The organism is Burkholderia sp. F1, assembly GCF_050813845.1.
GTDB lineage: Bacteria > Pseudomonadota > Gammaproteobacteria > Burkholderiales > Burkholderiaceae > Burkholderia > Burkholderia ubonensis.
This window is the reverse complement of sequence record NZ_CP172422.1, coordinates 2,506,742-2,533,426: the sequence shown is the minus strand read 5'-3', so window position 1 is coordinate 2,533,426 and position 26,685 is coordinate 2,506,742. Positions and strand designations below refer to the sequence as shown.

Genomic DNA, 26,685 nt, shown 5'->3' with positions numbered 1-26,685 from the left:
GGGGAAGCTCCATTCAAAGGGTTAGTCATGAACGTAGGTCTCGTAGGTTGGCGCGGCATGGTCGGCAGCGTCCTGATGCAGCGCATGCAGGAAGAGGGCGATTTCGACCTGATCGAACCGGTGTTTTTCAGCACCAGCAACTCGGGCGGCAAGGCGCCGTCGTTCGCGAAAAACGAGACTACGCTCAAGGACGCGACCAACGTCGACGAGCTGAAGAAGTGCGACGTCATCATCACCTGCCAGGGCGGCGACTACACGAACGACGTGTTCCCGAAGCTGCGCGCGGCCGGCTGGAACGGCTACTGGATCGACGCGGCGTCGTCGCTGCGGATGAAGGACGACGCGGTCATCATCCTCGACCCGGTGAACCTCGACGTGATCAAGGACGCGCTCGTCAAGGGCACGAAGAACTTCATCGGCGGCAACTGCACGGTCAGCCTGATGCTGATGGCGCTCGGCGGCCTGTTCCGCGAGAACCTCGTCGACTGGATGACGGCGATGACCTACCAGGCCGCATCGGGCGCGGGCGCGCAGAACATGCGCGAGCTGCTGTCGCAGATGGGCGCGCTGAACGGCGCGGTGCAGGAACAGCTGGCCGATCCGGCGTCCGCGATCCTCGACATCGACCGCCGCGTGCTGGCCGCGATGAACAGCGACGCGATGCCGACCAGCCACTTCGGCGTGCCGCTCGCCGGTTCGCTGATTCCGTGGATCGACAAGGATCTCGGCAACGGGATGTCGAAGGAAGAGTGGAAGGGCGGCGCGGAAACCAACAAGATCCTCGGCAAGCCGGCGATGGGCGAGCCGGGCTCGATCCCGGTCGACGGCCTGTGCGTGCGGATCGGCGCGATGCGCTGCCACTCGCAGGCGCTGACGATCAAGCTGAACAAGGACGTGCCGCTCGACGAGATCAACGGCATCCTCGCGTCGGCGAACGACTGGGTGAAGGTCGTGCCGAACGAGCGCGAAGCGTCGATGCGCGACCTGTCGCCGGCCAAGGTGACGGGCACGCTGACGGTGCCGGTCGGCCGTCTGCGCAAGCTCGCGATGGGCGGCGAATACCTGTCGGCGTTCACCGTCGGCGACCAGCTGCTGTGGGGCGCGGCCGAGCCGCTGCGCCGCATGCTGCGCATCCTGCTCGACAAGTAAAGCCTGATCAAGCGGAATCCGGCCCGCGGGCCGGATTGTGTACGCCAGCGCGCCGCGCCGGCCGTGACGACGTCACGGTCCGGCGCGGCGCGTTTTTCATGCGCGGGTCAGCGCATGTTCAGCAGCGTCTGATCGACCGCCTGCTGGGTCTTGATCGTCTGCGCGTTCGCCTGGTAATTGCGCTGCGCGGTGATCAGGTTCACGAGCTGGACCGTCAGGTCGACGTTCGAGTTTTCCAGTGCGCTGCCCTGCAGCGTGCCGTGGTTCGTGCTGCCCGGCGTGGAAATCTGCGGCACGCCCGACGCGGAGCTCTCGGCGTACTGGTTGCCGCTGAGGTTCACGAGGCCGTTCGGATTGTTGAAGTTCGCGAGCGCGATCTGGCCGAGCACCGCGCTCTTGCCGTTCGAGTAGTTGCCGGACAGCTTGCCGTCGGCGCCGATCGTGAAGGTCGTCAGCGTGCCGGTCGCGAAGCCGTCCTGCGCGAGGTTGGTCACGCCGTCCTTGCCGCCGTACTGGGTCGTGCCGGTCAGGTCGAGCGTCAGGTTCTGCGGCGTCAAGGAGCCGCCGGTGGTCGGGATCGTGAACGGGAACTTGCCGGTCGACGGGGTCGACGCGCCGCCCGGGACGTTCGTGGCCTGGATCTGGCCCGTCGGGCTGAACGTGATGGTGCCGAGATTGGTCGGCGTCTGGCCCTTGACGCCCGCGTAGGCTTGCCACTGGCCGGCCGTCGCGCTCTTCACGAAATACATGTCGACCTGCTGCGCGCCGCCGAGCGTGTCGTACACCTGGATCGACGTCGAGTAGTTGTACGTCGTGTCGTCCGTCGCGGAGAACGGTGTCTTGGCCGGCACCTTGTCCTGCGAGTTCAGGTTGAACTGGCCGGTGATCTTGGTCGTCGCGATCGGCGCGAGGTTGGCGGTCGGCGCCTGCAGCGGCACGGTCGCCGCGGTGTTGATCACGCCGCCCGCGGCCGCGTTATAGCCCATCAGGTTGCGGCCGTGCGAGTCGACGATGAAGCCGTCCTTGTCGCGATGGAACGTGCCGTCGCGCGAATACGTGACTACGCCGTCGTTCGACATCTGGAAGAAGCCGTTGCCGTTGATCGCGACGTCGAGCGCGTTGCCCGTCGTGTTGATCGTACCCTGGCCGAACTGCTGGTCCACCGACGCGAGCCCCGTGCCGATGCCGATCTGGGTGTTGACCGACGTCGCGACCGAATTCGCGTACATGTCGGAGAAGTGCGCGCGGCTTTGCTTGAAGCCGACCGTGTTCGCGTTTGCGATGTTGTTGCCGATCACGTCGAGATTGTTCGACGCCCCGGCCAACCCGCTTAAGCCCTGCTGATAGCCCATGTTCGGTCCCCGTAACGAGCTGGTGAATGAATGCAGTCGTGCGACTGCACGGTGAAACTCCCCTGAAATCTCGTCGCGTCAGTCCGGCCGATCGTAATGGTCGAATTGCGCTGATTCTTATTTGAAGTTGATCGTAGCGGCGGTCATTCTCGAATTTGTGTAAATTTGTGTAATGTTGTTGAATTGCAAACGAAAGGTCGTTTTTTGGGAGGATGGGGGGTCGCTTTGATGGGCTTGAAAGCCTTGCTGGACGGGGGATTTGGTAGGATGAATGGTCAATTCGTCGATTAGAGGTGGGAATTGCCTTCTTATCGATAGATTGAAATTTATTTGAATGTGAATTGAGTGCGGGCGGCGTAATTTATTTGAATTTTAGGCCGTGATTTCATTAACGGCAGGCGTGGCGAATTATTGATAGCGGCGACGACCTTTATTCTCGACCTGCGGGTTTTTCGCTGGCGGTTTGGGAGGGCGGCGCATGCGACGCGGCGCCGGCCGCGCGCGAAATGTCCGGCGCAAAAACGTGAAAGCCCCGAACCGCTTGCGCGGCCGGGGCTTTCTTGCATCGATTCCTTTGGCACGAGGAGAGGATGCGTCGTGAAGTATAGGCCGGCGGATTCGTTCCTGATGGGAAGTCAATGTAGGGAATTGTCGCAATTGGTGAGGTTTTGTTTGCGATCCGTTTGGGCGCGACGTCGTGGCGTGGAGGAGGCCCTGGCGGAGCGGACGATGACTTCGCAGGCACGCGGGGCGGCCTCGATTGCGCCGCCGGACCGTGTCCGGCGCCGCCAGAAACGCCGCGCACGTGCGGGCCGGTGCGCGGCAACCGGGGACGAATTCGGCCCGAATCCCGGCGCGTGAAGTAAACTACGCGGTTACGACGCGCAGACCAGCGGAAAGCGTCGCGTTCTGCGCGGCGCTTTTGCATTTCTGCGGCGACTTTTTTGACGCTTCCAAACGCGAATCCGAGCCGCGCGCCAGCGTGGCGATAGAGCCAACGATGTCCCGAATTTCCTTGTTTCCGCGTCAGTCCCGTCTGTCGCGCGCCGTGTGCGGCGCGCTGGCAATCCTCGCGCTTGGCGCCGTCGCGCCGGTCTGGGCGGCCGGCGCCAGCGACGCCGCGGCGACCGCCGGCGGCGCTGCCGCGCCGCTCACGATCACGGTCCAGCCGGGCCAGTCCCTCAACGACATCGCGATTGCGGCCACGCAGTCGCACGATCCCGGCGTGATCGCCCGGGCCGGGCGCGCGCTGTTCGACGCGAATCCGCAGGCGTTCATGAAACGCGATCCGAGCCGCCTGAAGCTCGGCGCGACGCTGACGGTGCCTGCGCTCGATGCGACGGGCGCGGCGAGCGCGTCCGGCGCGTCGGCGGCTTCCGTGGCGACGGCCGCGTCTGCCGGCGCGGCGTCCGCGACGCATCCTGCCTCGACGGCGCATGCGGCGTCGGCGGCGCAGGGCGCGCCCGCGGCATCCGCCGCTCATCCGGCGCAGCCTAGCGACGCGCATGCGGCGGCAGCAACGGCAGGCGCGTCGGCCGCCGTCGGTGCGTCCGCCGCGCACGGCGCGTCGGGCCCGGCGCCGAGCCGGCGTCGCAGCAGGCCGGCGCGAGCGGGCCGCACGTGTGGAGCGGCTCGATCCAGGCCGCGCCGCCGTCCGCCAGCGAAGCGGTTGCGCCGTCGACGCCGGGCGTTCCGGCGGCCGGCTCGCATGCCGCCCCGGGCGCGGCGCCGGTGGCGGCCGCGTCGCAGGCGCGTCCGTCCAGTCTGCAGCAGTTGCTCGCACTGAAGAACCGCGTGCTGATGGAACTGCAGAAACACGGCATCGGCAAGCCGGCCGCGACCACCGGCGCGGCGGCCGAGGCGGGGCGCCCGCTGGCGCCGTCCGCGCCGCGTCCGGCGGCCAGCGACGCAGGCGCGTCCGCCGCTGCGCCGGGGGCCGGCGAGGCCGCGGCGACCGGCGGCGCAGCAAGCGCGGCGCAACCGCAGACGCCGCCGGCGCGTCCGGTGGCGCCGGCGACGACGACCGGCGCGGCCGGGCAGGTCGACTGGCGCCCGGTTTCCGCGGCCGGCGCGGCAGCGGCGCTGCTGGTGGCCGGTTTCATGTGGCGCAAGCGCCGCAATGCGCGGCGCGACGCCGCCGAGGCGGCTTCCGGCGCCGACGACGTCAAGCCGTCGGTCGCGGAGGAGTTGCCGATCCAGCCCGAGACGCCGGTGTCGCGCGATGCGGCGGCCGACGTGCATCTGGCGGCCGCGACTGCGGCGGCGGTGGAGGCGCACGAAGTCCACGAATCCCACGACACGCAGGTGGCGCCGCCGTTCGCCGAGCCTGTCCATGCCGATTCCACGCCGCGCGCGCACGATGCGGGCGAGGTGGCGGAAGCGGCGGACGCCGTCCACGACAAGCAGCCGACCGATGCCCTGGTCGATGCCCCGGCCAACGCGCCAGCCGACAAGCCGATCGAAGCGCCTGGCCACGCACCGGCTGACGCGCCGGCCGCCCCGGCGGCGGACATGCAGCAAGCGCTGATGCAGAACGCGATCACCGCGCTCGGCAGTCTCGACATGCCGCTGCCGCCGCGCGTGTCGGACGAAGCGTCGCTGTCGACGCCCGAAACGGCCCCGGCGGCAGGGCTTTTTGTCGACGACAAAAGCGCAACTAACGGTCAATCCGCCTTGCACCCGCCCGTTGCCGCTGCGGATCCGACCCCGGAACACGTTGCCGAGCAGGAAGAGGAGCCGGAATGGGATGGCGGCGCGACCCTGCACGGCCGGTCGGGCGCGACATCCTCGGCCCCCGCGTTTGCGCCGCTCGGCGGCGCACAGTTCGGCGCGCTGAAGCTCGATTTCGATCTCGACCTGCCGGCCGCGCCCGGCGCGGCGCTGCCGGCGCTCACGCCGGCCGAGCTGGCGCGCATCGCGCGCAACAAGCTCGAACTCGCCGGCGAGTATGTCGAGCTGGGCGATCTGGCCGGCGCACGGACGCTGCTGCAGGAAGTGGTCGACGCGAACGACGCCGCGACGCGCGACGACGCGCGCGCGCTGCTGGCGAAACTGGCGGACGAGGCGTGATGCGGATCGCGCTGGGGATCCAATACGACGGCGCGGCGTTTTGCGGCTGGCAGTCGCAGCCGCACGGCACGACCGTGCAGGACGCGCTCGAGCGCGCGCTGGCCGAGTTCGCGCAGACGCCGCTGCATACGACGGTGGCAGGGCGGACCGACACCGGCGTGCACGGCCTCGGGCAGGTCGTGCACTTCGATACCGAACTGGACCGCACCGACTTCTCGTGGGTCCGCGGCACCAACGCGTTCCTGCCGTCGACGGTCGCGGTGCAGTGGGCGAAGCCGATGCCGGACGCGTTCCACGCGCGCTTCTCGGCGTTCGAGCGTACCTACTACTACGTGCTGTACGTGCATCCCGTGCGCTCGCCGATGCTCGACGCTCGCGCCGGCTGGATCCACACGCCGCTCGACGACGACGCGATGCGCGCGGCCGCGGCGCACCTGATCGGCGAGCACGACTTCTCGGCGTTCCGGTCGTCGGAATGCCAGTCGAAGACGCCGGTCAAACACCTGTACCAGATCGACATCCGGCGCGCCGGCCACTTCCTGCATTTCCGGTTCCGGGCCAACGCGTTCCTGCACCACATGGTGCGCAACCTGATGGGCTGCCTCGTCGCGGTCGGCCGCGGCCGCTATCCGGCCGAATGGATCGCGGACGTGCTGGCCGGGCGCGACCGCAACCGCGCGGCGCCCACGTTCATGGCCGACGGGCTGTATCTCGCCCACGTCGGCTACCCGGCGGAATTCGCCGTCCCGTCCGCGCAGCTCGGCAGCGTGCCGTGGAGCGGCGTCTGGGCTGACCTGGATCCACAAACATGACGGACCACGCCCCCATTTCCCCCGCGCCGCCGCGCACGCGCATCAAGCTGTGCGGCCTGTCGCGGCCCGACGACGTGCTGCACGCGGCGGCGCTCGGCGCCGATGCGATCGGCCTCGTGTTCTACCCGAAGAGCCCGCGTGCGGTGACGATCGCGCAGGCGGCGGAACTTGCGCGCCTCGCGCCGCCGTTCGTGTCGGTCGTCGGCCTGTTCGTGAACGCGACGGCCGCCGAGATCGAGGCGGTGGTGCGCGACGTGCCGCTGACGCTCTTGCAGTTCCACGGCGACGAAACGCCGGAGCAGTGCGACGCGCTCGGCCGCGCGGCGCGGCTGCCGTGGCTGCGCGCGGTGCGCGTCGGCCCCTCGACGCAGACGGCCGATTTGGTAGAATCGGCACTTCATTATTCGAAAGCGCGCGGCCTCCTGTTCGACACCCTCGTGCCGGACTACGGCGGCAGCGGCAAGGTCTTCGATTGGTCACTTATTCCCGCAGAGCTCGCGCGTCGGGCCGTTTTGAGTGGTGGCTTGAACGCGCAAAACGTCGGTGACGCGATCCGCCAGCTGCGTCCTTTCGCTGTCGATGTCTCGAGCGGCATCGAAGTGGAGGGCGCAAAGGGCGTGAAGGATCACGCCCGGATGGCGGCGTTCGTGCGCGCGGTGCGCGAAGCGGACGCCGGGTGATGCATGCCGGTGCAGCGGCCCCCGGGAACCGGGGCGCGCACCGACCGATCGAGAGTGACACCATGTACAACCTTCCTGACGATCGAGGCCACTTCGGCCCGTATGGCGGCGTGTTCGTCGCCGAGACGCTGATTCACGCGCTGGACGAACTGCGCGCGGCGTATGAGAAATTCCAGCACGATCCCGACTTCGTCGCCGAATTCGAGCGCGAGCTGAAGCACTTCGTCGGCCGTCCGTCGCCGATCTATCACGCGCAGCGCTGGAGCGACACGCTCGGCGGCGCGCAGATCTACCTGAAGCGCGAAGACCTGAACCACACCGGCGCGCACAAGATCAACAACGTGATCGGCCAGGCGCTGCTCGCGAAGCGGATGGGCAAGAAGCGCGTGATCGCCGAGACGGGCGCCGGCCAGCATGGCGTCGCGACCGCGACGATCTGCGCGCGCTTCGGGATGGAGTGCGTCGTCTACATGGGCGCCGAGGACGTGCGCCGCCAGGCCGCGAACGTCTACCGGATGAAGCTGCTTGGCGCTACGGTCGTGCCGGTCGAATCGGGCTCGCGCACGCTGAAGGACGCGCTGAACGAAGCGATGCGCGACTGGGTCACGAACATCGAGAACACGTTCTACATCATCGGCACGGTCGCGGGCCCGCACCCGTACCCGATGATGGTGCGCGACTTCCAGCGCGTGATCGGCGACGAGTGCAAGGTGCAGATGCCCGAGCTCGCGGGCCGGCAGCCGGACGCGGTGATTGCCTGCGTCGGCGGCGGCTCGAACGCGATGGGCATCTTCTACCCGTACATCGACGACGCGTCGGTGCAGCTGATCGGCGTCGAGGCGGCGGGCGACGGGCTCGACACGGGCCGTCACGCGGCATCGCTGATCGCCGGCAGCCCGGGCGTGCTGCACGGCAACCGCACGTACCTGCTGCAGGACGACAACGGCCAGATCATCGAGACGCATTCGGTGTCGGCGGGCCTCGACTACCCGGGCGTCGGCCCCGAGCACGCCTGGCTGAAGGACAGCGGCCGCGCGCAGTACGTCGGCATCACCGACGAGGAAGCGCTGAAGGCGTTCCACGACTGCTGCCGGATCGAGGGGATCATCCCGGCGCTCGAATCGAGCCACGCGATCGCATATGGCGTGAAGCTCGCGCCGACGCTGCCGAAGGACAAGATCCTGCTCGTCAACCTGTCGGGCCGCGGCGACAAGGACATGCACACGGTCGCCGAGCGATCGGGCATCTCGCTCTGACCCCGACCGATGCGTGACCTGATCGAAGAGCCGGCGGGCGGCGCCGCGAGCGGAGCGGAGGCGGTGCAAGCCGCCGTCGCGACGCCGCGCGCGCTGCGCGCCGGCATCGAATTGCACAACCGCGATTTCATGACCGAAGCCGCGCGCCTGCCGGACGCGTCGATCGACCTGATCGTCGCCGATCCGCCGTACGGGCTCGGCAAGGACTACGGCAACGACTCGGACAAGCGTTCGGGCGACGACCACCTTGCGTGGACGCTTGCATGGCTGGAGCTGGCGATTCCGAAGCTCAAGCCGACCGGGTCGATGTACGTGTTCTGCACGTGGCAGTACGCGCCGGAGATCTTCAGCTTCCTGAAGACGAAGCTCACGATGATCAACGAGATCATCTGGGACCGGCGCGTGCCGAGCATGGGCGGCACGACGCGCCGCTTCACGTCGGTGCACGACAACATCGGCTTTTTCGCGGTGTCCAAGGCGTATTACTTCGATCTCGATCCGGTCCGCATCCCGTACGACGCCGACACGAAGAAGGCCCGCTCGCGCAAGCTGTTCGAAGGCAGCAAGTGGCTGGAGATGGGCTACAACCCGAAGGACGTCTGGTCGGTCTCGCGCCTGCACCGGCAGCACGCGGAGCGCGTCGATCATCCGACCCAGAAGCCGCTGGAAATCATCGAGCGGATGGTGCTCGCGAGTTGCCCGCCGGGCGGCCGCGTGCTCGATCCGTTCATGGGCAGCGGCACGACCGCGGTGGCCTGCGCACGGCAGGGGCGCGACTTCGTCGGCTACGAGATCAACGAAAGTTATTGCGCGATCGCGCACGAGCGCATTGCCGCGCTCGACGCGCAGGCGTGCGCGTGAACCGCGCCGCCGCTTCGCCGAACGCATTCAGGAAAATTGCCATGTCCCGTATCCAGCAGACCTTCGCCGCGCTCGCCGAACAAGGCCGCAAGGGCCTGATCCCGTTCATCACCGCGGGTGATCCGGACCCCGCGAAGACCGTCGACTTCATGCACGCGCTCGCCGAAGGCGGCGCGGACGTGATCGAGCTCGGCGTGCCGTTCTCGGACCCGATGGCCGACGGCCCCGTGATCCAGCGCTCGTCGGAGCGCGCGCTCGAACGCGGCGTCACGTTGAAGAGCGTGCTCGCCGACGTGAAGCGCTTCCGCGTGACCAACCAGAAAACCCCCGTCGTGCTGATGGGCTATGCGAACCCGATCGAGCGGATGGGCGTCGACGCGTTCGCCGAGCACGCGCATGCGGCCGGGGTCGACGGCGTGCTCGTCGTCGACTATCCGCCGGAAGAGGCGCGCGTGTTCGCGGAAAAAATGCGCGCCGCGCAGATCGATCCGATCTTCCTGCTCGCGCCGACGTCGACCGACGAGCGCATCGCGGATGTCGGCAAGATCGCGAGCGGCTACGTGTATTACGTGTCGCTGAAGGGCGTGACCGGCGCCGGAAATCTGGATGTTTCGAGCATTGCGGGTAAAATCCCGGCCATCAAGTCGCGTGTGCCGGTTCCGGTGGGCGTCGGCTTCGGCATCCGCGACGCCGAAACGGCGCGCGCGGTGGCCGAAGTGTCGGACGCCGTCGTGATCGGCAGCCGTCTGGTGCAGCTCCTCGAGAGCGCCGCGCCGGACAGCGCCGTCGCCGCGCTGAAGGCGTTCGTCGCCGAGGTGCGCGCCGCGCTGGACGGCGCGGGCAGGACGGCCGCGTAAGTAAACAACCTAGCAACTTAGGAAGGCGGGTCCGGGTGCATGTTGCCCGGCCTGCCACGGAACAGGAAACCAAACGATGAGCTGGCTCGACAAACTGTTGCCGCCGAAGATCAAGCAGACCGACCCGAAAAGCCGCAAGGGCATTCCGGAAGGCCTGTGGGTCAAGTGCCCGTCCTGCGAGGCCGTGCTGTACCGCAACGACGTGGACGCGAACCTGCACGTGTGCCCGAAGTGCGATCACCACATGAGGATCGGCGCGCGCGAGCGCCTCGACGGGCTGCTCGATCCGGAAGGCCGCTACGAGATCGGCCAGGAGATCGTGCCGGTCGACACGCTGAAGTTCAAGGACAGCCGCAAGTATCCGGATCGTCTGAAGGAAGCGATGGAAGACACCGGCGAGACCGACGCGATGGTCGTGATGGGCGGCGCGATCCACACGCTGCCGGTCGTCGCCGCGTGCTTCGAGTTCTCGTTCATGGGCGGCTCGATGGGTTCGGTGGTCGGCGAGCGCTTCGCGCGCGGCGCGCAGAACGCACTCGAGCAGCAGGTGCCGTTCATCTGCTTCACCGCTTCGGGCGGCGCGCGGATGCAGGAAAGCCTGCTGTCGCTGATGCAGATGGCGAAGACCACCGCGATGCTGACCAAGCTCGCGGAAGCGAAGCTGCCGTTCATTTCGGTGCTGACCGATCCGACGATGGGCGGCGTGTCGGCGAGCTTCGCGTTCCTCGGCGACGTCGTGATCGCCGAGCCGAAGGCGCTGATCGGCTTCGCCGGCCCGCGCGTGATCGAGCAGACGGTGCGCGAGAAGCTGCCGGAAGGCTTCCAGCGCGCGGAATTCCTGCTGAAGACGGGCGCGATCGACATGATCGTCGACCGTCGCAAGCTGCGCGACGAGATCGCGCAGCTGCTCGCGCTGCTGCAGCGCCAGCCGGCCGACGCGCTGGCCTGATCGGCGCCGAAGGTGTGAACCGCGCGCGTCGCCTGGCTCGATCGCCAGGCGGCGCGCTTCGTTTTTTTGCGTAGTGGCGGTACCGATTCAGATTTGATCCGATGAGCACTTTTCCCACTCTCGACGCGTGGCTTTCGCATCTCGAGCGCGCGCACCCGGTCGGCATCGACATGGGCCTCACCCGCATCGGCCAGGTCAAGGCGGCGCTCGGGCTCGAATTCGCGTGCCCGGTGATCACGGTCGGCGGCACCAACGGCAAGGGCTCGACCTGCGCGTTCCTCGAGACGATCCTCGTGCGCGCCGGCTACAAGGTCGGCTGCCACACGTCGCCGCACCTGCTCGCGTTCAACGAGCGGGCGAGGGTGAACGGCGAGACGGTCGCCGACGACGCGCTGCTGCCGCACTTCGAGGCCGTCGAGGCCGCGCGCACGTCGCTGCCGGAGCCGGTGTCGCTCACGTACTTCGAATTCACGACCCTCGCGATCCTGCACCTGTTCGCCGCGCGCGGGCTCGACGCGGTGATCCTCGAAGTCGGCCTCGGCGGCCGGCTCGACGCGGTCAACATCATCGATACCGACTGCGCGATCGTCACCAGCATCGACATCGACCACACCGAATACCTCGGCGACACGCGCGAGCAGATCGCGTTCGAGAAGGCCGGGATCTTCCGGCCGGGCAAGCCGGCGATCTGCGGCGACCCGGCCGCGCCGCAGACGCTGATCGACCACGCGGAAGCGATCGGCGCGGACCTGTGGCTCGTCGGCCGCGATTTCCGCTGCGAGGCGCAACCCGGCGCGGAGCGCCAGCAGTGGAGCTACCTCGGCCGCGACAAGCGCTATCCGGCGCTTGCGTACCCTGCGCTGCGCGGCGCGAACCAGCTGATCAATGCGTCGGCGGCGCTCGCCGCGCTCGAATCGCTGCGCGCGGTGCTGCCGGTGTCCGCGCAGGACATCCGGCTCGGGCTCGCGAACGTCGAGCTGCCGGGGCGCTTCCAGGTGCTGCCGGGCAAGCCGGCGATCGTGCTCGACGTCGCGCACAATCCGCATGCCTCGGCCGTGCTCGCGCAGAATCTCGGCAACATGGGCTTCTTCCCGTACACGTACGCGGTGTTCGGCGCGATGCACGACAAGGACATCGACGGCGTGCTGCGGCACCTGAAGGGCGAGATCGACCACTGGTGCGTGACCGACCTGCCGCTGCCGCGCGCGGCGAGCGCCGCGCAGCTCGAAGCCGCTTTGCGCCACGCGGGCGTCGAGGACGGCCCGGATTCGAGCGTCACGCGCTACGCGTCGCCGGCCGATGCGTTTCGCGATGCACTAAAAAGAGCATCGGAGAATGATAGAATCGTGGTTTTCGGCAGTTTCCATACGGTAGCTGGCGTGATGGCCTATCGTAAATCGCAGCAACACTGACTGACGGGCAGTTTCGGACTCAGCCATTCATGGGAATTTTCTCGTTCGGCAAGAAAGACGACGACGCGCCCACCCGGCGCGGCGGTCGTACCGGGACCTCCCGGAACGTGCGTAGCGAGCGCACTGAACGCGTCGAGCGGCGCTCGCGCCGCACCGAGCGTCCGGAATCGGACGCACTGCTCCTCGATCCGACCCTTCCAGAAAAGCAACGCGCGCGCCGCCGCCTCGTCGGCGCGATCGCGCTCGTGGTGGCCGCCGTCATCGTGCTGCCGATGGTGCTCGATTCGCACCCGAAGCCGGTGACCGACGACATCGCGATCGACATTCCCAACCGCCCCGCGCACCATGCGGCCCCGTCGCGCGACGAGGATGCGTCCGACGTGCAGGCAGGCGTCGCGCACGACGAGCCGCCCGCGTCCGAGACGGCCGCTGCGGCCATTGCCGCCGCGCCGGCGCCCGCGGCGACGGACGTCGCGAAGAATGCCGCCAAGCCGGCGGCGAAACCCGACACCGCCACGACCGCAAGCGTCGCGCCGAAGCCCGCTCCGGCGCCGGCCGCGCCCGCTCCGACCAAACCGGTCAAGCCGGCCGCGCCGAAGCCCGCGCCCGCGGCCGTCGCGAACGCCGATGCCGCCGGCACGGACGGCGGCGACGCGGCGACGCCGTCGTCGCCGGCCGGCGCGCGGTTCGCGGTGCAGCTCGGCGCGTTCAAGGACGACGCGACGGCCCGCTCGTGGGCGACCAAATTGAAATCGGCGGGCGTGCCCGCATATGTCGAGCACCGCAAGCAGGCGGACGGCAGCACGGCTACACTGTTGCGTGCCGGCCCGTTCGCGGATCGCGGGGCGGCCTCCGCGGCGATCGCGAAAGTGCGCGAAGCCGGGTTGACCCAGTAACGCGCGATGCTGACGGCTTTCGACTACGCTGTATTGGCGGTGATCGCGTTGTCTGCGCTGCGTGGTGCGTGGCGCGGCTTCGTTTCGGAGATTTTCGGGCTGATCGGCTGGATCGCGGCGATCGTGATCGCCAGTCGCTACGTCGGGCTCGTGGTGCCGTATATCCCGGCAACCTGGCCGGGCGGCGCGCTGACGCAGTGGGTGCTCGCGTTCGCGCTGCTCGTGATCGGCGTCGTGTTCGTCGCCGGCGTCGCGAACGCGCTGCTGTCGCGGATCGCGCAGGTGTCGGGCCTCGGCGGCGTCGACCGGTCGCTCGGCATGATGTTCGGGCTCGTGCGCGGCGGCGTGCTGGTGGTGCTGCTGGTCGCCGCGGCCGGGCTGACCGAGTTGCCCAAACAGGAATTCTGGCGCAATGCGCTTTTGCGTCCGCTGGCCGAAGAGGGCGTGCACGAGCTGAAATCGCTCCTGCCCGACGGCATGGCCCAGTACGTGCGCGTGTGATGACCGCGCGGCCGGGCAGGACGGAACCGTTTTTGTATTCTCAGAAGGACATGCCATGTGCGGCATCGTAGGCGTTATCTCCCAATCCCCGGTCAATCAGCTGATCTATGACAGCCTGCTGCTGCTGCAGCACCGCGGTCAGGACGCGGCGGGCATCGCGACGGCGGACGGCAGCAATTTCCACATGTACAAGGCGAACGGCATGGTGCGCGACGTGTTCCGCACGCGCAACATGCGCAGCCTGCCCGGCACGTACGGCATCGGCCAGGTCCGCTATCCGACCGCCGGTTCCGCGTCGAGCGAGGCGGAGGCGCAGCCGTTCTACGTGAACGCGCCGTTCGGGATCATCCTCGCGCACAACGGCAACCTGACGAACTGGCAGCAGCTCAAGGACGAGATGTTCCGGATCGACCGCCGGCACCTCAACACCAATTCCGACAGCGAGGTGCTGCTGAACGTGTTCGCGCACGAGCTGCAGCTGTCGACGACGGGCCTCGAGCTCGATCCGGCCGCGGTGTTCAAGGCGGTCGAGGGCGTCCATCGCCGCCTGCAGGGCTCGTACGCGATCGTGTCGCTGATCGCCGGCTACGGCCTGCTCGCATTCCGCGATCCGTTCGGCATCCGTCCGCTCTGCATCGGCAAGCTGGAAACCGAGCACGGCACCGAATGGATGCTCGCGTCGGAATCGGTCGCGGTCGAAGGCATCGGCTTCGAATTCGTTCGCGACGTGCAGCCGGGCGAGGCGATCTTCATCGACCAGGCCGGCAACTTCCACAGCCAGCAATGCGCGGACGCGCCGACGCTCAACCCGTGCATGTTCGAGTACGTGTACCTCGCGCGTCCGGATTCGTGCCTCGACGGCGTGCCGGTGTACAACGTGCGCCTGCGCATGGGCGACTATCTGGCCGAGAAGATCAAGCGCGAGCTGCCGAACGTGCCGATCGACGTCGTGATGCCGATTCCCGATTCGTCGCGGCCGGCCGCGATGCAGGTCGCCGCGAAGCTCGGCGTCGAGTATCGCGAAGGCTTCTTCAAGAACCGCTATGTCGGCCGCACGTTCATCATGCCGGGCCAGGCGGTGCGCAAGAAGTCGGTGCGCCAGAAGCTGAACGCGATGAGCATCGAGTTCAAGGACAAGCACGTGCTGATCGTCGACGACTCGATCGTGCGCGGCACGACGTCGCACGAAATCGTGCAGATGGCGCGCGACGCGGGCGCGAAGTCGGTGATCTTCGCGTCGGCGGCGCCGCCGGTGAAGTTCCCGAACGTCTACGGCATCGACATGCCGACGCGCGGCGAGCTCGTCGCGCACGGCCGCAGCGACGACGAAGTCGCGAAGATCATCGGCGCCGACCACCTGATCTACCAGGACGTCGACGACCTGCGCCGCGCGGTGCGCGACATCAACCCGAAGCTCGAGCGCTTCGAGGCGTCGTGCTTCGACGGCAACTACATCACCGGCAACGTGACGCCCGAGTATCTCGATTCGATCGAGCGCGCGCGTCTCGCGCCGGCGTCGCAGGCCGACCGCGACACGAGCGGCGACGGCGTCGCGCGCTCGCAGATGAACCTGCAGCTGTCGGTCGAGTGACGCTGCTGCACGCCGTCGTGGAGGCGTGATACGATGTGGCCTTGCGTCGATTTGATTTCAGCTTGCGGACGCGGGGCTTCATCCCAAAACAGCTAAAGCGAAGGCCGGCGGCAGCCGGCCCGAGTCGACCGCTGTCGTACCGCACGAAGCCCGCTGATGCTGACGCATAGCGGGCTTTTTTGTTTGGTCTGGTCCGTGCGGCGCAGCACGGACATCGAAAACGGAAAACGGAACATGGACGACTCCCTCAACTTCGACACGCTTGCCGTGCGCGCGGGCACGCTGCGCAGCGACTTCAACGAGCACTCGGAAGCGCTGTTCCTCACATCGAGCTTCTGCTTCAAAAACGCGGCCGAGGCGGCCGAGCGCTTCGCGAACTCGGAAGACTATTTCACGTATTCGCGCTTCACCAATCCGACCGTGACGATGTTCCAGGACCGCCTCGCGGCGCTCGAGGGCGGCGAGGCGTGCATCGCGACCGCGTCGGGGATGGCCGCGATCATGTCGGTCGTGATGGCCGCGCTGCAGGCGGGCGACCACCTCGTCAGCTCGCGCAGCCTGTTCGGCTCGACGCTGGGCATGTTCTCGCAGATCTTCAGCAAGTTCGGCATCACGACGACCTTCGTCGATCCGACCGACCTGAACGCATGGCGGGAAGCGGTGCGTCCGGAAACGAAGATGTTCTTCCTCGAGACGCCGTCGAACCCGCTGACCGAGCTGGCCGACATCGAGGCGATCGGCAAGATCGCGAAGGCCGCGAACGCGCTGTTCGTCGTCGACAACTGTTTCTGCAGCCCGGTGCTGCAGCAGCCGCTGAAGCTCGGCGCGGACGTCGTGATGCACTCGGCGACGAAGTTCCTCGACGGCCAGGGCCGCGTGCTCGGCGGCGCACTGGTCGGCTCGAAGGAATTCATCATGGGCAAGGTGTTCCCGTTCGTGCGCAGCGCAGGGCCGACGCTGTCCGCGTTCAATGCGTGGGTGCTGCTGAAGGGGATGGAAACGCTGTCGCTGCGCGTCGAGCGGCAGTCGGCGAACGCGCTGGAGATCGCGCGCTGGCTCGATGCGCATCCGGCTGTCGCGCGCGTGTTCTATCCGGGGCTCGAATCGCATCCGCAGCACGCACTCGCGAAGCGCCAGCAGAAGGCGGGCGGCGCGATCGTGTCGTTCGAGCTGAAGGGCGACACGCCCGAGCAGCAGCGCGCGAACGCGTGGCGCGTGATCGACGGCACGAAGCTGATTTCGATCACCGGCAACCTCGGCGATACGCGCACGACGATCACCCATCCGGCGACCACCACGCACGCCCGCGTCACGCCGGAAGCGCGTGCGGCGGCGGGGATCACCGAAGGGCTGATCCGCCTCGCGGTCGGTCTCGAGAACGCGACGGACTTGCGCAACGACCTCGCGCGCGGCCTGGAAGGCTGAGCGTGGCACGCGGCGTGGCGGGCGGTCGACCGACGCTCGCCACCCGCCGGAACGCGTCAGGCGGGCGCGGCCTGAGCGCCGCGCATCGCGTCCACCATCCAGCGCAACGTTTCGTCGAGCGGCGTGACGGGCAGGTCGCCCACCGCGCGCCGCAGCCTGGCGCGCGAGCCGCTCAGGCTCTTCACTTCGTTGTCCCGCACGAAGCGCGGATCGACCGTTACGTCGATCACGTAGCCCGCGATGCGCGACAGCATCGCCAGCACTTCCTTCAGCGAATACGCGCGCTCCGAGCAGACGTTGAACGTCTCGCCGGCCGGCGCCGCCTCGATCAGCCGCAGGTAGGCGGCCGTCACGTCGCGCACGTCGGAGAAATCGCGGCTCACGTCGAGATTGCCGAGCGAGATGCGCGGTTCGTTGCGCGCGTAATGCGCGGCGAGCTTCGGCAGCAGGTACGCTTCGCTCTGGCCGACGCCCGTGTAGTTGAACGGGCGCGCGATCACGATCGGCAGCCGGTCATGCCACAGTTTCGCCGCATATTCCATCGCGAGCTTGCTGACCGCGTAGTCGTTCGCGGGCGCGGGCGCGACGCGCTCGTCGAGCACGCCGGGCGTCGCATTGCCATAGATGTTCGCGCTGCTCGCGAGCAGCACCGCGGACGGGCGGCGGTCGAGGCCCGCGACGGCGGCCAGCAGGTTGCGCGTGCCGACGATGTTGACCTGGTACGTCTGCGCCGGATCGTCCTGTGCGACGTGCGCGCGCGCGGCGAGGTGCACGACCGCGTCGGGCCGTGCATCGGCGGCCGCGGCGCGCAGCGCGTCCGCATCGAGCAGGTCGACGCTCAGCAGCGTGCAGTTCGCGAGCGCGGGATCGTCGGGCCGCGGCGCGCCGGGCGCCGTCGTGCCCCACACCTCGTAGCCGGCCGCTTCGAGGCGTTCCGCCATGTAGCGGCCGGTGAAGCCGGTCAGGCCCGTGACGAAGGCGCGGCGCGACGAGCGTTCAATATGTGTCATGGTGGCGATTGCGCGTCAAATCCGCTTCGACCATCATCTGGCAAAGTTGCTCGAGCGTCGTCTGCGGCGTCCAGCCGAGCTTGGCTTTAGCCTTGTCCGCGCAGCCGATCAGCAGGTCGACTTCGGCCGGCCGGTAGAACTTCGGATTCACCTCGATCAGCACGTCGCCCGTCGCCGCGTCGAGGCCGCGCTCCTGCTCGCCCTTGCCGGTCCATTCGATCTGGTAGCCGGCGGCCGCGAACGCCATCCGCACGAAGTCGCGCACGGTCTCGGTGCGGTTGGTCGCGAGCACGTAGGTGTCGGGCTCGTCGACCTGCAGCATCCGCCACATCCCTTCGACGTATTCGAGCGCGAAGCCCCAGTCGCGCTTCGCGTCGAGGTTGCCGAGCTCGAGGCGCTTCGCCTTGCCGAGCTTGATCTTCGCGACGGTGTCGGTGATCTTGCGCGTGACGAATTCGCGGCCGCGCAGCGGCGACTCATGGTTGAACAGGATCCCGCTGCTGCCGAACAGGCCGTACGACTCGCGGTAGTTCACCGTCGTCCAGTGCGCGAACAGCTTCGCGACGCCATACGGGCTGCGCGGGTAGAACGCGGTGGTTTCCGTCTGCGGAATCGCCTGCACCTTGCCGAACATTTCGGATGTCGAAGCCTGGTAGAAGCGCGTCCTCGGGGTGACGACGCGGATTGCCTCGAGCAGGTTCAGCGTGCCGAGGCCGGTCACCTCGGCGGTCGTCGAGGGCTGGTCGAACGACACGCCGACGAAGCTCTGCGCGGCCAGGTTGTAGAGCTCGTCCGGCTGCGTGCGCTCGAGCAGGCGCAGGCTCGAGCCGGCGTCGGTCAGGTCGTGCTCGACGAGGGTGAGGTTCGGATGCGTGTCGACGCCGAGCTCGGCGATGCGCCAGAAATTGACCGAGCTGGTGCGGCGATAGGTGCCCGTGACCTGGTAGCCCTTGTCGAGCAGCAGCTTGGTCAGGTAGGCGCCGTCTTGCCCCGTCACCCCGGTAATGATGGCCTTGCGAGTTTGGCTCATGGCGATGTCCTAGTCGAAACGATGGAGAAAATCAGGCGGCGGTGCGTGCCGCCGCCGGCAATGCGCTGCGCGCGGGGCCGCGCGTCAGGCGCCGCTCGAAGCCGTACCAGCTCGCGGTCGCATACGCGAGCGTGATGGCGAGCGCGAGCACGGCGCTCAGGTAGCGGTTCAGGTTCAGCGGCCAGAGCGCGTACAGCACGCTCAGGTGGATCAGGTACACGGTGTAGCTGACGGTGCCCACGTAGACGAGCACGGGGTTCGTCAGCACGCGCTGCACGAGGCCGCGGCCGCGCAGCGCGATCACGACGATCGACGTGCACAGCAGCAGCGAGATGCTGTAGAGCGCCGCGTTCGACAGCGGCGTGTTCGCCGCGCGAAAGCGCGGGAACGACAGGTGCAGCCAGCCGAGGATCGCGAGCGCCACGAGCGCACCGGCGATCGCGAGCGGATAGAACGGCTCCAGCGCGCGCCGGTCGCGGCGCAGCACGATCGCGAGCAGCGCGCCCGCGGCGAGCAGGTCCATGCGGAACGGCGTCAGGTAGTAGATCGGCCAGAACGAGTCGAACCACGGCGTCGCGATCGCGCGCAGCACCGGCGCTGCGACGACCAGCGCGGCCGCGATCCACAGCAGCGCGCGCTCCGAGCACCACAGCACGACGAACGGCCAGAAGATGTAGAACTGCTCCTCGACCGCGAGCGACCACAGCACGTTGAGGCTGTCGTGGCCGATGCTGCCGAGCGACAGCCCGACGTTGGTCGAGAAGAACGCGAACCACGGCCAGTGCGGCAGCCAGCTCGCGCCGAACAGCAGCGTCGAGACGACCAGCAGCAGCACGTACGGCGGCAGGATGCGGCGCACGCGCCGCGCGTAGAAATGGCTGAAGTAGGACTGCCCGCGCGCCTTGCGGTCGAGCAGGATGCCGGTGATCAGCAGGCCGCTCAGCACGAAGAACAGGTCGACGCCCATCCACAGCGGCGCCTTCAGCGAATGCTGCAGGAACACCGCGCCCACCGCGATCGCCCGCAGCCCGTCGAGCTGGACGATGCGGCCGTGGTGCGGCGCGGGCGTGTCGGCGGCGCGCCGCGCAATCGATGCGTGAACGTCATTCATGCGATTAAGTGATATATCGAATCGAAATTGATTCTAGGGAAAAGAAATCGGCAAAAAAACGCGCGTCATTGAGTTGATGGAAACCATCCGATTTCCTTTCACGCGCATTGCGCGCAGATAATTTTCCGGCCGGAAGCCCGGGCCGGACGCTCCGGCACGGCATTTTCTACAGCTCCACCCCCGTCGGGCGGTCGTTCTTGCCGCCTCGCCGGGTGTTTCGGAATGGGTTCCGGCTCGATATTTCACGCAGAAACATCCCCAAATATTTCCAAATTTCTTGTGATTATTTTTGCTTGTAACCTGCATCGCGACGTTTGAAACCCATTTAGCGATGCGGCATTCGCGCGGCCTGCGGCCGCCACGCCGGATCGCTGAAGCATCGAGTGGAGAAGCGCATTGCAACGTCTGATACTGGCCGCCATCGCGATGTGCGCGGCATGGCTGACGTGGGCCGCGCCGGCTGAAACGGTCCTGCCCGCGACGACGTCCTGGATCGGCAATACGTTCGGCTACGGCGACGGCTCCTGGACGCAGATCGACATCCGCGCGATCGCGGTGACGCCTGACGGCAAGGTGTATACGAATGCGCCGTGGGACGAGAGCGGCGCGGAAGCGAGCGTCTACCAGGACGGCAGGATGCTCGGCTTCGCCGGCGGCACGCACGGCTGGGGCAACCTCGGCGGCAATGCGGTCGCGGTGAACGGCAAGTATGCGTACGTCGCGATCGGCGTCGGCAACGAGCGCGGCCACCTCGTGTCGCCCGGCATCTGGCCTGACAAGGGCAAGCAATGGTTCGGCATCTCGCGGCGCGCGATCGGCGACATGAAGCAGCCCGCGCCGTTTCGCGCCGCACCGCAGGTCGCGGCCGGCGGGCGGGCGGACGCCGGCCGCGCGCGGATGGCCGCGAGCTTCATGATGCTCAACGAGGTGCCGGCCAGCGCGAGGCAAGACGTGGGCGAGCTGAAGGCGGAAGTCGGCGGTCTCGCGGCCGACGACAGGACGCTGTTCGCGACCAATCCGGCGCACGACGAAGTCGTCGTGTACGACGCCGAGACGATGCAGAAGAAGGGCGCGTGGAGTGCGCACGAGCCGGGCCGGATCGCGCTCGCGGCCGACGGCACGGTATGGCTGCTGACCGATACGCTCACCGGGCCCGCGCATCTCGTGCACCTGCGTGCGGACGGCCGCAGGATCGACGACGCGCCCGCGCTGCCGGACAACGCCGACGCGGTCGACGTCGCGGTCGACGCGAAAGGCCGCGTGCTCGTCGCCGACAACGGCCCGTGCCAGCAGGTCCTGATCTTCGCGAAAGGCGACAAGGGCTATGCGCTGTCCGGCACGCTCGGCGAGCGCGGCGGCATCTTCTCGGGCGCAGTGCCCGGCCGGCCGGGGCCGCAGCGCTTCAACGGGCTGACCAGCGTCGGCGTCGATCGCGCCGGCAACATCTACGTCGCGACCAACGGCATCGGGCCGCGTCACGACACGATCGGCGCGGGCCTCGGCGCGACGCTCGAGAGCTACGCGCCGGACGGCAAGCTGCGCTGGCAGGTGCAGGGCCTGCTGTTCGTCGACGGCGCATGGATGGACCCCGCGCGGCCGAACAGCGTGTACACGGGCAACAAGCGCTTCGAGCTCGACCTGTCGAAGCCGCCCGGCCAGGAATGGAAGTACGCGGGCTTCCTGTCGAACCGCTTCAAGTATCCGGACGACCCGGTGTTCCACACCGACCAGTGGCCGGGCACGCCGATGGCGCGCCGTCTCGACGGCCGCACGTTCCTGTACCTGACCGACATGTACGCGGATCACCTGAAGATCTACCGCTTCGATCCGAAGCGCGACGGCGAGGTCGCGGTTCCGTCGGGTCTGATCGCGGGCCGCGCGCGGCCGGTCGACAAGGTGCCGAACAAGCCGCCGGGCGGCGACTGGCTGTGGCGCGACGCGAACGGCAACGGCCGCTTCGACGTCGACGAGTTCGACATCAACACGACAGGCAAGGCGAAGGCGGGCGGCTGGGGCTGGTGGGTCGACACGAAGGGCGACATCTGGCGCACGAGCGACGTGCGCGGGATCCACCGGTTCCGCTATGGCGGTGTCGACCGCGCCGGCAACCCGGTCTACGCGTACGACAAGGTCACGACCTATCCGATGCCGCAGCCGTTCACGCAACTGCGCCGCGCGCTCTACGAGCCGCAGACCGACACGCTGTACGTGACCGGCTACACGCCCGACGCGCCGCCGCAGCCCGGCATCAACAAGGAAGTCGGCCGCGTGCTGATCCGCTTCGACAAGTGGTCGACCGGCTCGCCGGTCGCGCGCTACACGATCGCGCTGCCGTGGCAGCCGGACGCGAAGCCGATCCTGACGCTGGCCAGCATCACGGTCGAGGGCCGCTACATCTTCGCGGTGGAGCCGGTCGGCAAGATCCACGTGTACGACAAGGAATCCGGCAAGGAGCTCGGCGTGATGAACCCGGGGCCGGAGGTCGGCCGGGCGTCCGGCTGGGTCGACGTGCCGTTCGGCATCAGCGCGTACCGGCGCGAGAACGGCGAGTACCTCGTGTTCGTCGAGGAAGACGCGCGCGGCAAGGTGCTGATGTATCGCTGGAAACCGTGACGGACGGCAGGCCACAAGGCACGAGCATGGACAAGGGCATTCTCAAGAACGTTTCGATCAATTTCATCGGGCTGATCCTGCCGACCTTCGTGTCGCTGGTGACGGTGCCCGCGTACATCCACGCGCTCGGCGTCGAGCGCTATGGCGTCGTCAGCCTCGTGTGGACGCTGATCGGCTATTTCGGGATCCTCGATCTCGGGATGAGCATGGCCGCGCAGAACCACATCTCGAAGGCGATCGCGAGCGGCGACGACGCCGAAAGCGCGCGCGTGTTCTGGAGCGCGTTCTGGCTGAACCTCGGCACCGGCATCGTGGGCGGGCTGCTGATCTACTCCGGCGCGTTCGTCTACACCGCGTATTTCACGAAGGTGTCGGCCGCGATGCAGCACGAGGTGTATCTCGCGCTGCCCTGGCTCGCGCTCGCGATTCCGCTCGCGAACGTGTCGTGGGTGTTCGCCGGCGCGATCAACGGCGCCGAGCGCTTCGGCGTGTTCAACACGAACCAGACGATCGGCACGTTCCTGTTCCAGCTGCTGCCGCTCGGCGCCGCGTGGTGGATCGCGCCGAACCTGCAGACGGTGCTCGCCGCGGCGGTCGTGGCACGCCTGATCGCGGCGGTGATGCTCGGGCACGCGAGCATCAAGGTGCTCGGCATCCGCCGCATCGATCCGCCGCAGTGGGGCACCGCGAAGGGGCTGTTCAACTTCGGCGGCTGGATGCTGATCGCGAGCACGACCAGCATGATTGCCGACACGCTCGACCGCGTGATGCTCGGCGCGGGCATGGGCGCGAAGTTCGTCACCTATTACACGGTGCCGCAGAACCTCGTCACGCGCCTGAACATGCTGCCGAACGCGCTCGTGCGCACGCTGTTCCCGCGCCTGTCGGCGGTCGGCCGCGACCATGCGGATGCGCTCGCGCGCCAGTCGCTCGAATTCCTGAACGGCGTGTTCACGCCGGTCGCCATCGTTGCGATCTTCGCGCTCGGGCCGTTCCTGGCGCTGTGGGTCGGCGCGGATCTCGCCACGCATTCGGCGCCGGTCGGGCGCGTGCTGGTGATCAGCGTGTGGCTCGTCGGGCAGGCGAGCGTGACGCGCATCCTGATCCAGTCGCAGGTCAATCCGTCCCGCGCGGCATTCGCCGGGCTCGTCCAGATGCCGTTCTTCGTCGGCGGCCTGTGGCTCGGCATCCATCATTTCGGGCTGATCGGCGCGGCGGTCGTCGTCGCCGCGCGCGCACTCGTCGATTACGGCGTGCTGCTTTACCTGTCGGCGATCCGGATGCGGGCGATCGTGCTCGACATGGCCGCCCATCTCGCGTTCCTGCTTGCGAGCCTCTATCTCGCGCACGCGTGGCCGGGGCTCGTCGAATCGATCGCCATCTGCGCGGTCGTGCTGGTGCTGAACGTCGCGTGGTCGCTCACGATGACGCCGGGGCTGCGCACGCTGGCCCGCGGCCTGATCGTCCGTATCAATGCGAGGAAACCCATATGAATCGCGATCTGGCGGAACACGCCATCCTGAACGCGGCCACGGCCGAAGCGTCGGTGACAGCCGACGCAGTCGCGCTGCGCCAGGCCACGCCCCGCGAAGCCGCGAGCGCACGGCATCCGGCCCGGCCGCTGCGCGTCGCGATCGTCCACGACTGGCTCGTCACCTACGCGGGCGCCGAGCGCGTGCTCGAACAGCTGATCGCGTGCTTTCCCGACGCGGACCTGTTCAGCCTCGTCGATTTTCTCGACGATCGCGCGTTCGTGCGCGGCAAGCCGGTCACGACGTCGTTCATCCAGAAGCTACCGTTCGCGCGCACCAAGTACCGCAGCTACCTGCCGCTGATGCCGCTCGCGATCGAGCAGCTCGACGTGTCGGGCTACGATCTCGTGATCTCGAGCAGCCATGCGGTCGCGAAGGGCGTGCTGACCGGGCCCGACCAGGTGCACATCAGCTACGTGCATTCGCCGATCCGCTATGCGTGGGACCTGCAGCACCAGTACCTGGAGCAGTCGAACCTCACGCGCGGGCCGAAATCGCTGCTCGCGCGGATGATCCTGCATTACATCCGCAACTGGGACACGCGCACCGCGAATGCGGTCGACGGCTTCGTCGCCAACTCCGCGTTCATCGCGCGGCGCATCAGGAAGGTTTACCAGCGCGACGCGGCGGTGATCTTCCCGCCGGTCGACGTCGACGCGTTCTCGCTGAACGCGGCCAAGGAGAATTTCTACCTGACCGCGTCGCGGATGGTGCCGTACAAGAAGATCGACCTGATCGTCGAGGCGTTCTCGAAGATGCCGGACCGCAAGCTGGTCGTGATCGGCGACGGGCCGGAAATGCAGCGCGTCCGCGCGAAGGCCGGCCCGAACGTCGAGATCATGGGCTACCAGCCGTTCGCGGTGCTGCACGACCGGATGCGCCGCGCGAAGGCGTTCGTGTTCGCGGCCGAGGAGGATTTCGGCATCTCGGTCGTCGAGGCTCAGGCGTGCGGCACGCCCGTGATCGCGTACGGCAAGGGCGGCGCGCTCGAAACCGTGCTCGACCCGCAGTCGGGCGCGCGGCCGACCGGCCTCTTCTTCGACGAGCAGACCGCGCGCGCGATCGTATCGGCGGTCGACGATTTCGAACGCGCGCCGCAACGCTTCGCGCCGCAGGCGTGCCGCGCGAATGCGGAGCGGTTTTCCGCCGACACGTTCCGGCGGCGCTTTCTCGACTACGTCGAGGCCGCGCTGCCCGGCGCGACCGCGCGGCAGGGCGCGGGCGCCGCGCCGCCGCCCGCCGCGCGCGGCCCGGCGACGCTGGTGCTCGACCAGAGCGGCGTGCTGGGCGGCGCCGAGCTGTCGTTGCTCGAGATCATGAAGCACATGCGCGCGAACGCCGACGTGCTGCTGTTCGCCGACGGGCCGTTTCGCGCGGCGCTCGACGAGATCGGCGCGCGCGTCGACGTCGTCGAGCAGGGCGCGCTCGCGGGCGTGCGCAAGCAGGGCGGCGTGTCGGCCGGCGCGGTGAAGCAGCTGCTGCGGCTCGTGCGCGACGTCGCCCGCCGCGCGCGCCGCGCCGAGGTGATCTACGCGAACACGCAGCGCGCGATGGTGGTCGCCGCGCTGGCCGGGCGGCTCGCGCGCAAGCCGGTGGTCTGGCATCTGCGCGACATCGTCAGCGACGATCACTTCGGCCGCAAGCAACTGCTCGCGATCAAGTATTGCGCGCGGCTCGGCGTGACGCGGGTGATCGCGAACTCCGACGCGTCCGCGCAGGCGTTCCGCGCGCTGACCGGCTTCACGCCGCAGCACGTCGACGTCGTGTTCAACGGTATCTCCGCCGAGCCGTTCGACGCGCTGGCCGGTGTCAGCCAGGCCGCGCTGCGCGCACGCTTCGGGCTGCCCGAGCACGCGTGGCTGGTCGGCTCGTTCAGCCGGCTCGCGCGCTGGAAAGGCCAGCACCTGCTGCTGGAAGCCGCCGCGGGCCATCCGGACATGCACGTCGTGCTGGTCGGCGCGCCGCTGTTCGGCGAGGACGAATATGCGGCGCAACTGCACGAAGCCGTCGCGCGGCACGGGATGGACGACCGCGTGCATTTCCTCGGCTTCCAGCGCGACGTGGCCGCGTGCATGAAGGCGGTCGACGTCGTCGCGCACACGTCGATCACGCCCGAGCCGTTCGGGCGCGTGATCGTCGAAGGGATGCTCGCGAAGCGGCCGGTCGTCGCGGCGCGCGCGGGCGGCGTCGTCGAGATCATCGAGCACGACGACAACGGCCTGCTGTGCGAGCCGGGCGACGCGCATGCGCTGGGAGACGCGCTGGCCGCGCTGCAGTCGGATCGCGCGCTGCGCGAGCGCCTCGTCGCGAGCGGTTACGTGACGGCGCTGCGCCGCTTCGGCACGAAGACCTACGTGGAACGCGTCGAGAAGATCCTCGCGGATACCGCGCGGGCGGCGAAGCAGCGGTAGCGCGCCGCAGGCGGGGGCCAAGGTTCGGCCCCCGGCGGCAAGCGGCAGGACCAATCGGCCCCCGCACGGCGATGCGCTGCGCGGGGGCTTTGCTCATGCCAGGGCATGCCGGCGAGGCGTGCCGAAGGGCGCCGCCGCGGCGATCCGCTCCGGGCGCGACAGCGGCCA

General features: G+C 68.2%; 19 protein-coding genes and 1 pseudogene. 16 read left to right on the top strand and 4 right to left on the bottom strand.

The window, feature by feature from the left end; all coding sequences use genetic code 11:
• Positions 1–27: 27 nt before the first annotated feature.
• Entirely contained in the window at positions 28–1,149 is a 1,122-nt protein-coding gene (asd, locus tag ACFIMZ_RS29830) for an aspartate-semialdehyde dehydrogenase (protein ID WP_431823052.1), read from the top strand.
• 107 nt (positions 1,150–1,256) lie between these two features.
• On the opposite strand, the gene flgE is transcribed toward asd, so the two are convergent.
• Positions 1,257–2,501, bottom strand: a complete 1,245-nt coding sequence (gene flgE, locus ACFIMZ_RS29825; protein ID WP_431823051.1) for a flagellar hook protein FlgE — start codon at positions 2,499–2,501, stop codon at positions 1,257–1,259.
• A gap of 1,000 nt (positions 2,502–3,501) precedes the next feature.
• Here flgE and ACFIMZ_RS29820 point away from each other — a divergent pair.
• From ACFIMZ_RS29820 to ACFIMZ_RS29765, 12 genes and pseudogenes are all read left to right on the top strand, one after another.
• Positions 3,502–5,570, top strand: a pseudogene (locus ACFIMZ_RS29820) (FimV/HubP family polar landmark protein).
• Complete coding sequence (truA, locus tag ACFIMZ_RS29815) at positions 5,570–6,382, top strand: tRNA pseudouridine(38-40) synthase TruA (protein ID WP_431823050.1); 813 nt, start codon at positions 5,570–5,572, stop codon at positions 6,380–6,382. Before ACFIMZ_RS29820 ends, truA begins: the two are co-directional and overlap by 1 nt.
• The gene (locus ACFIMZ_RS29810; protein WP_431823049.1) at positions 6,379–7,062 is read left to right on the top strand and encodes a phosphoribosylanthranilate isomerase; all 684 of its coding nucleotides are present in this window, start codon (positions 6,379–6,381) and stop codon (positions 7,060–7,062) included. Before truA ends, ACFIMZ_RS29810 begins: the two co-directional genes overlap by 4 nt.
• 62 nt (positions 7,063–7,124) lie before the next feature.
• Complete coding sequence (gene trpB / locus ACFIMZ_RS29805) at positions 7,125–8,318, top strand: tryptophan synthase subunit beta (RefSeq protein ID WP_431823048.1); 1,194 nt, start codon at positions 7,125–7,127, stop codon at positions 8,316–8,318.
• A gap of 9 nt (positions 8,319–8,327) precedes the next feature.
• The gene (locus ACFIMZ_RS29800; protein ID WP_431823047.1) at positions 8,328–9,179 is read left to right on the top strand and encodes a DNA-methyltransferase; all 852 of its coding nucleotides are present in this window, start codon (positions 8,328–8,330) and stop codon (positions 9,177–9,179) included.
• Positions 9,180–9,220: 41 nt separating this feature from the next.
• Entirely contained in the window at positions 9,221–10,036 is an 816-nt protein-coding gene (trpA, locus tag ACFIMZ_RS29795; RefSeq protein ID WP_431823046.1) for a tryptophan synthase subunit alpha, read from the top strand.
• Between the two features lie 76 nt (positions 10,037–10,112).
• Positions 10,113–10,985 (top strand): acetyl-CoA carboxylase, carboxyltransferase subunit beta, encoded by an 873-nt coding sequence (gene accD / locus ACFIMZ_RS29790; protein WP_122949232.1) that lies wholly within the window; start codon positions 10,113–10,115, stop codon positions 10,983–10,985.
• A 101-nt stretch (positions 10,986–11,086) separates the two neighbouring features.
• Positions 11,087–12,397, top strand: coding sequence for a bifunctional tetrahydrofolate synthase/dihydrofolate synthase (folC, locus tag ACFIMZ_RS29785; RefSeq protein WP_431823045.1), 1,311 nt, complete (start codon positions 11,087–11,089; stop codon positions 12,395–12,397).
• Between the two features lie 29 nt (positions 12,398–12,426).
• Complete coding sequence (locus ACFIMZ_RS29780; protein ID WP_431823044.1) at positions 12,427–13,293, top strand: SPOR domain-containing protein; 867 nt, start codon at positions 12,427–12,429, stop codon at positions 13,291–13,293.
• 6 nt (positions 13,294–13,299) lie between these two features.
• Positions 13,300–13,794 carry a CvpA family protein gene (locus ACFIMZ_RS29775; protein WP_060233967.1) on the top strand — a complete coding sequence of 165 codons (495 nt, stop codon included), beginning with the start codon at positions 13,300–13,302 and terminating at the stop codon, positions 13,792–13,794.
• Positions 13,795–13,849: 55 nt separating this feature from the next.
• The gene (purF, locus tag ACFIMZ_RS29770) at positions 13,850–15,385 is read left to right on the top strand and encodes an amidophosphoribosyltransferase (protein ID WP_431823043.1); all 1,536 of its coding nucleotides are present in this window, start codon (positions 13,850–13,852) and stop codon (positions 15,383–15,385) included.
• Between the two features lie 234 nt (positions 15,386–15,619).
• Positions 15,620–16,810: an O-succinylhomoserine sulfhydrylase gene (locus ACFIMZ_RS29765; RefSeq protein WP_431823042.1), complete on the top strand. Its 1,191-nt coding sequence runs from the start codon at positions 15,620–15,622 to the stop codon at positions 16,808–16,810.
• Between the two features lie 56 nt (positions 16,811–16,866).
• Here the strand turns inward: ACFIMZ_RS29765 and ACFIMZ_RS29760 are convergent, their stop codons facing one another.
• From ACFIMZ_RS29760 to ACFIMZ_RS29750, 3 genes are read right to left on the bottom strand one after another with little or no spacing between them, the layout of a single operon-like run.
• A complete protein-coding gene (locus tag ACFIMZ_RS29760; protein WP_431823041.1) occupies positions 16,867–17,820 on the bottom strand; it encodes an NAD-dependent epimerase/dehydratase family protein in 954 nt (317 codons plus the stop codon).
• A complete protein-coding gene (gene gmd / locus ACFIMZ_RS29755; RefSeq protein WP_431823040.1) occupies positions 17,807–18,850 on the bottom strand; it encodes a GDP-mannose 4,6-dehydratase in 1,044 nt (347 codons plus the stop codon). The genes ACFIMZ_RS29760 and gmd overlap by 14 nt, the downstream gene beginning before the upstream one ends.
• 31 nt (positions 18,851–18,881) lie before the next feature.
• Positions 18,882–19,961 (bottom strand): acyltransferase family protein, encoded by a 1,080-nt coding sequence (locus ACFIMZ_RS29750; protein ID WP_431823039.1) that lies wholly within the window; start codon positions 19,959–19,961, stop codon positions 18,882–18,884.
• Between the two features lie 426 nt (positions 19,962–20,387).
• Here ACFIMZ_RS29750 and ACFIMZ_RS29745 point away from each other — a divergent pair, with 426 nt between their 5' ends.
• Genes ACFIMZ_RS29745 through ACFIMZ_RS29735 form a run of 3 tightly spaced genes read left to right on the top strand, consistent with a single transcriptional unit; the run spans position 20,388 to position 26,517 of the window.
• Positions 20,388–22,574, top strand: coding sequence for a hypothetical protein (locus tag ACFIMZ_RS29745; RefSeq protein ID WP_431825399.1), 2,187 nt, complete (start codon positions 20,388–20,390; stop codon positions 22,572–22,574).
• 26 nt (positions 22,575–22,600) lie between these two features.
• A complete protein-coding gene (locus tag ACFIMZ_RS29740; RefSeq protein WP_431823038.1) occupies positions 22,601–24,067 on the top strand; it encodes a flippase in 1,467 nt (488 codons plus the stop codon).
• Positions 24,064–26,517, top strand: coding sequence for a glycosyltransferase family 4 protein (locus ACFIMZ_RS29735; RefSeq protein WP_431823037.1), 2,454 nt, complete (start codon positions 24,064–24,066; stop codon positions 26,515–26,517). Before ACFIMZ_RS29740 ends, ACFIMZ_RS29735 begins: the two co-directional genes overlap by 4 nt.
• Positions 26,518–26,685 lie beyond the last annotated feature (168 nt).

Bases quoted from the DNA above. Each gene is read 5' to 3' on its own strand.
- asd (WP_431823052.1), top strand. From the start codon at position 28: ATGAACGTAGGTCTCGTAGGTTGGCGCGGCATGGTCGGCAGCGTCCTG.
- flgE (WP_431823051.1), bottom strand. From the start codon at position 2,501: ATGGGCTATCAGCAGGGCTTAAGCGGGTTGGCCGGGGCGTCGAACAAT.
- truA (WP_431823050.1), top strand. From the start codon at position 5,570: ATGCGGATCGCGCTGGGGATCCAATACGACGGCGCGGCGTTTTGCGGC.
- ACFIMZ_RS29810 (WP_431823049.1), top strand. From the start codon at position 6,379: ATGACGGACCACGCCCCCATTTCCCCCGCGCCGCCGCGCACGCGCATC.
- trpB (WP_431823048.1), top strand. From the start codon at position 7,125: ATGTACAACCTTCCTGACGATCGAGGCCACTTCGGCCCGTATGGCGGC.
- ACFIMZ_RS29800 (WP_431823047.1), top strand. From the start codon at position 8,328: ATGCGTGACCTGATCGAAGAGCCGGCGGGCGGCGCCGCGAGCGGAGCG.
- trpA (WP_431823046.1), top strand. From the start codon at position 9,221: ATGTCCCGTATCCAGCAGACCTTCGCCGCGCTCGCCGAACAAGGCCGC.
- accD (WP_122949232.1), top strand. From the start codon at position 10,113: ATGAGCTGGCTCGACAAACTGTTGCCGCCGAAGATCAAGCAGACCGAC.
- folC (WP_431823045.1), top strand. From the start codon at position 11,087: ATGAGCACTTTTCCCACTCTCGACGCGTGGCTTTCGCATCTCGAGCGC.
- ACFIMZ_RS29780 (WP_431823044.1), top strand. From the start codon at position 12,427: ATGGGAATTTTCTCGTTCGGCAAGAAAGACGACGACGCGCCCACCCGG.
- ACFIMZ_RS29775 (WP_060233967.1), top strand. From the start codon at position 13,300: ATGCTGACGGCTTTCGACTACGCTGTATTGGCGGTGATCGCGTTGTCT.
- purF (WP_431823043.1), top strand. From the start codon at position 13,850: ATGTGCGGCATCGTAGGCGTTATCTCCCAATCCCCGGTCAATCAGCTG.
- ACFIMZ_RS29765 (WP_431823042.1), top strand. From the start codon at position 15,620: ATGGACGACTCCCTCAACTTCGACACGCTTGCCGTGCGCGCGGGCACG.
- ACFIMZ_RS29760 (WP_431823041.1), bottom strand. From the start codon at position 17,820: ATGACACATATTGAACGCTCGTCGCGCCGCGCCTTCGTCACGGGCCTG.
- gmd (WP_431823040.1), bottom strand. From the start codon at position 18,850: ATGAGCCAAACTCGCAAGGCCATCATTACCGGGGTGACGGGGCAAGAC.
- ACFIMZ_RS29750 (WP_431823039.1), bottom strand. From the start codon at position 19,961: ATGAATGACGTTCACGCATCGATTGCGCGGCGCGCCGCCGACACGCCC.
- ACFIMZ_RS29745 (WP_431825399.1), top strand. From the start codon at position 20,388: ATGTGCGCGGCATGGCTGACGTGGGCCGCGCCGGCTGAAACGGTCCTG.
- ACFIMZ_RS29740 (WP_431823038.1), top strand. From the start codon at position 22,601: ATGGACAAGGGCATTCTCAAGAACGTTTCGATCAATTTCATCGGGCTG.
- ACFIMZ_RS29735 (WP_431823037.1), top strand. From the start codon at position 24,064: ATGAATCGCGATCTGGCGGAACACGCCATCCTGAACGCGGCCACGGCC.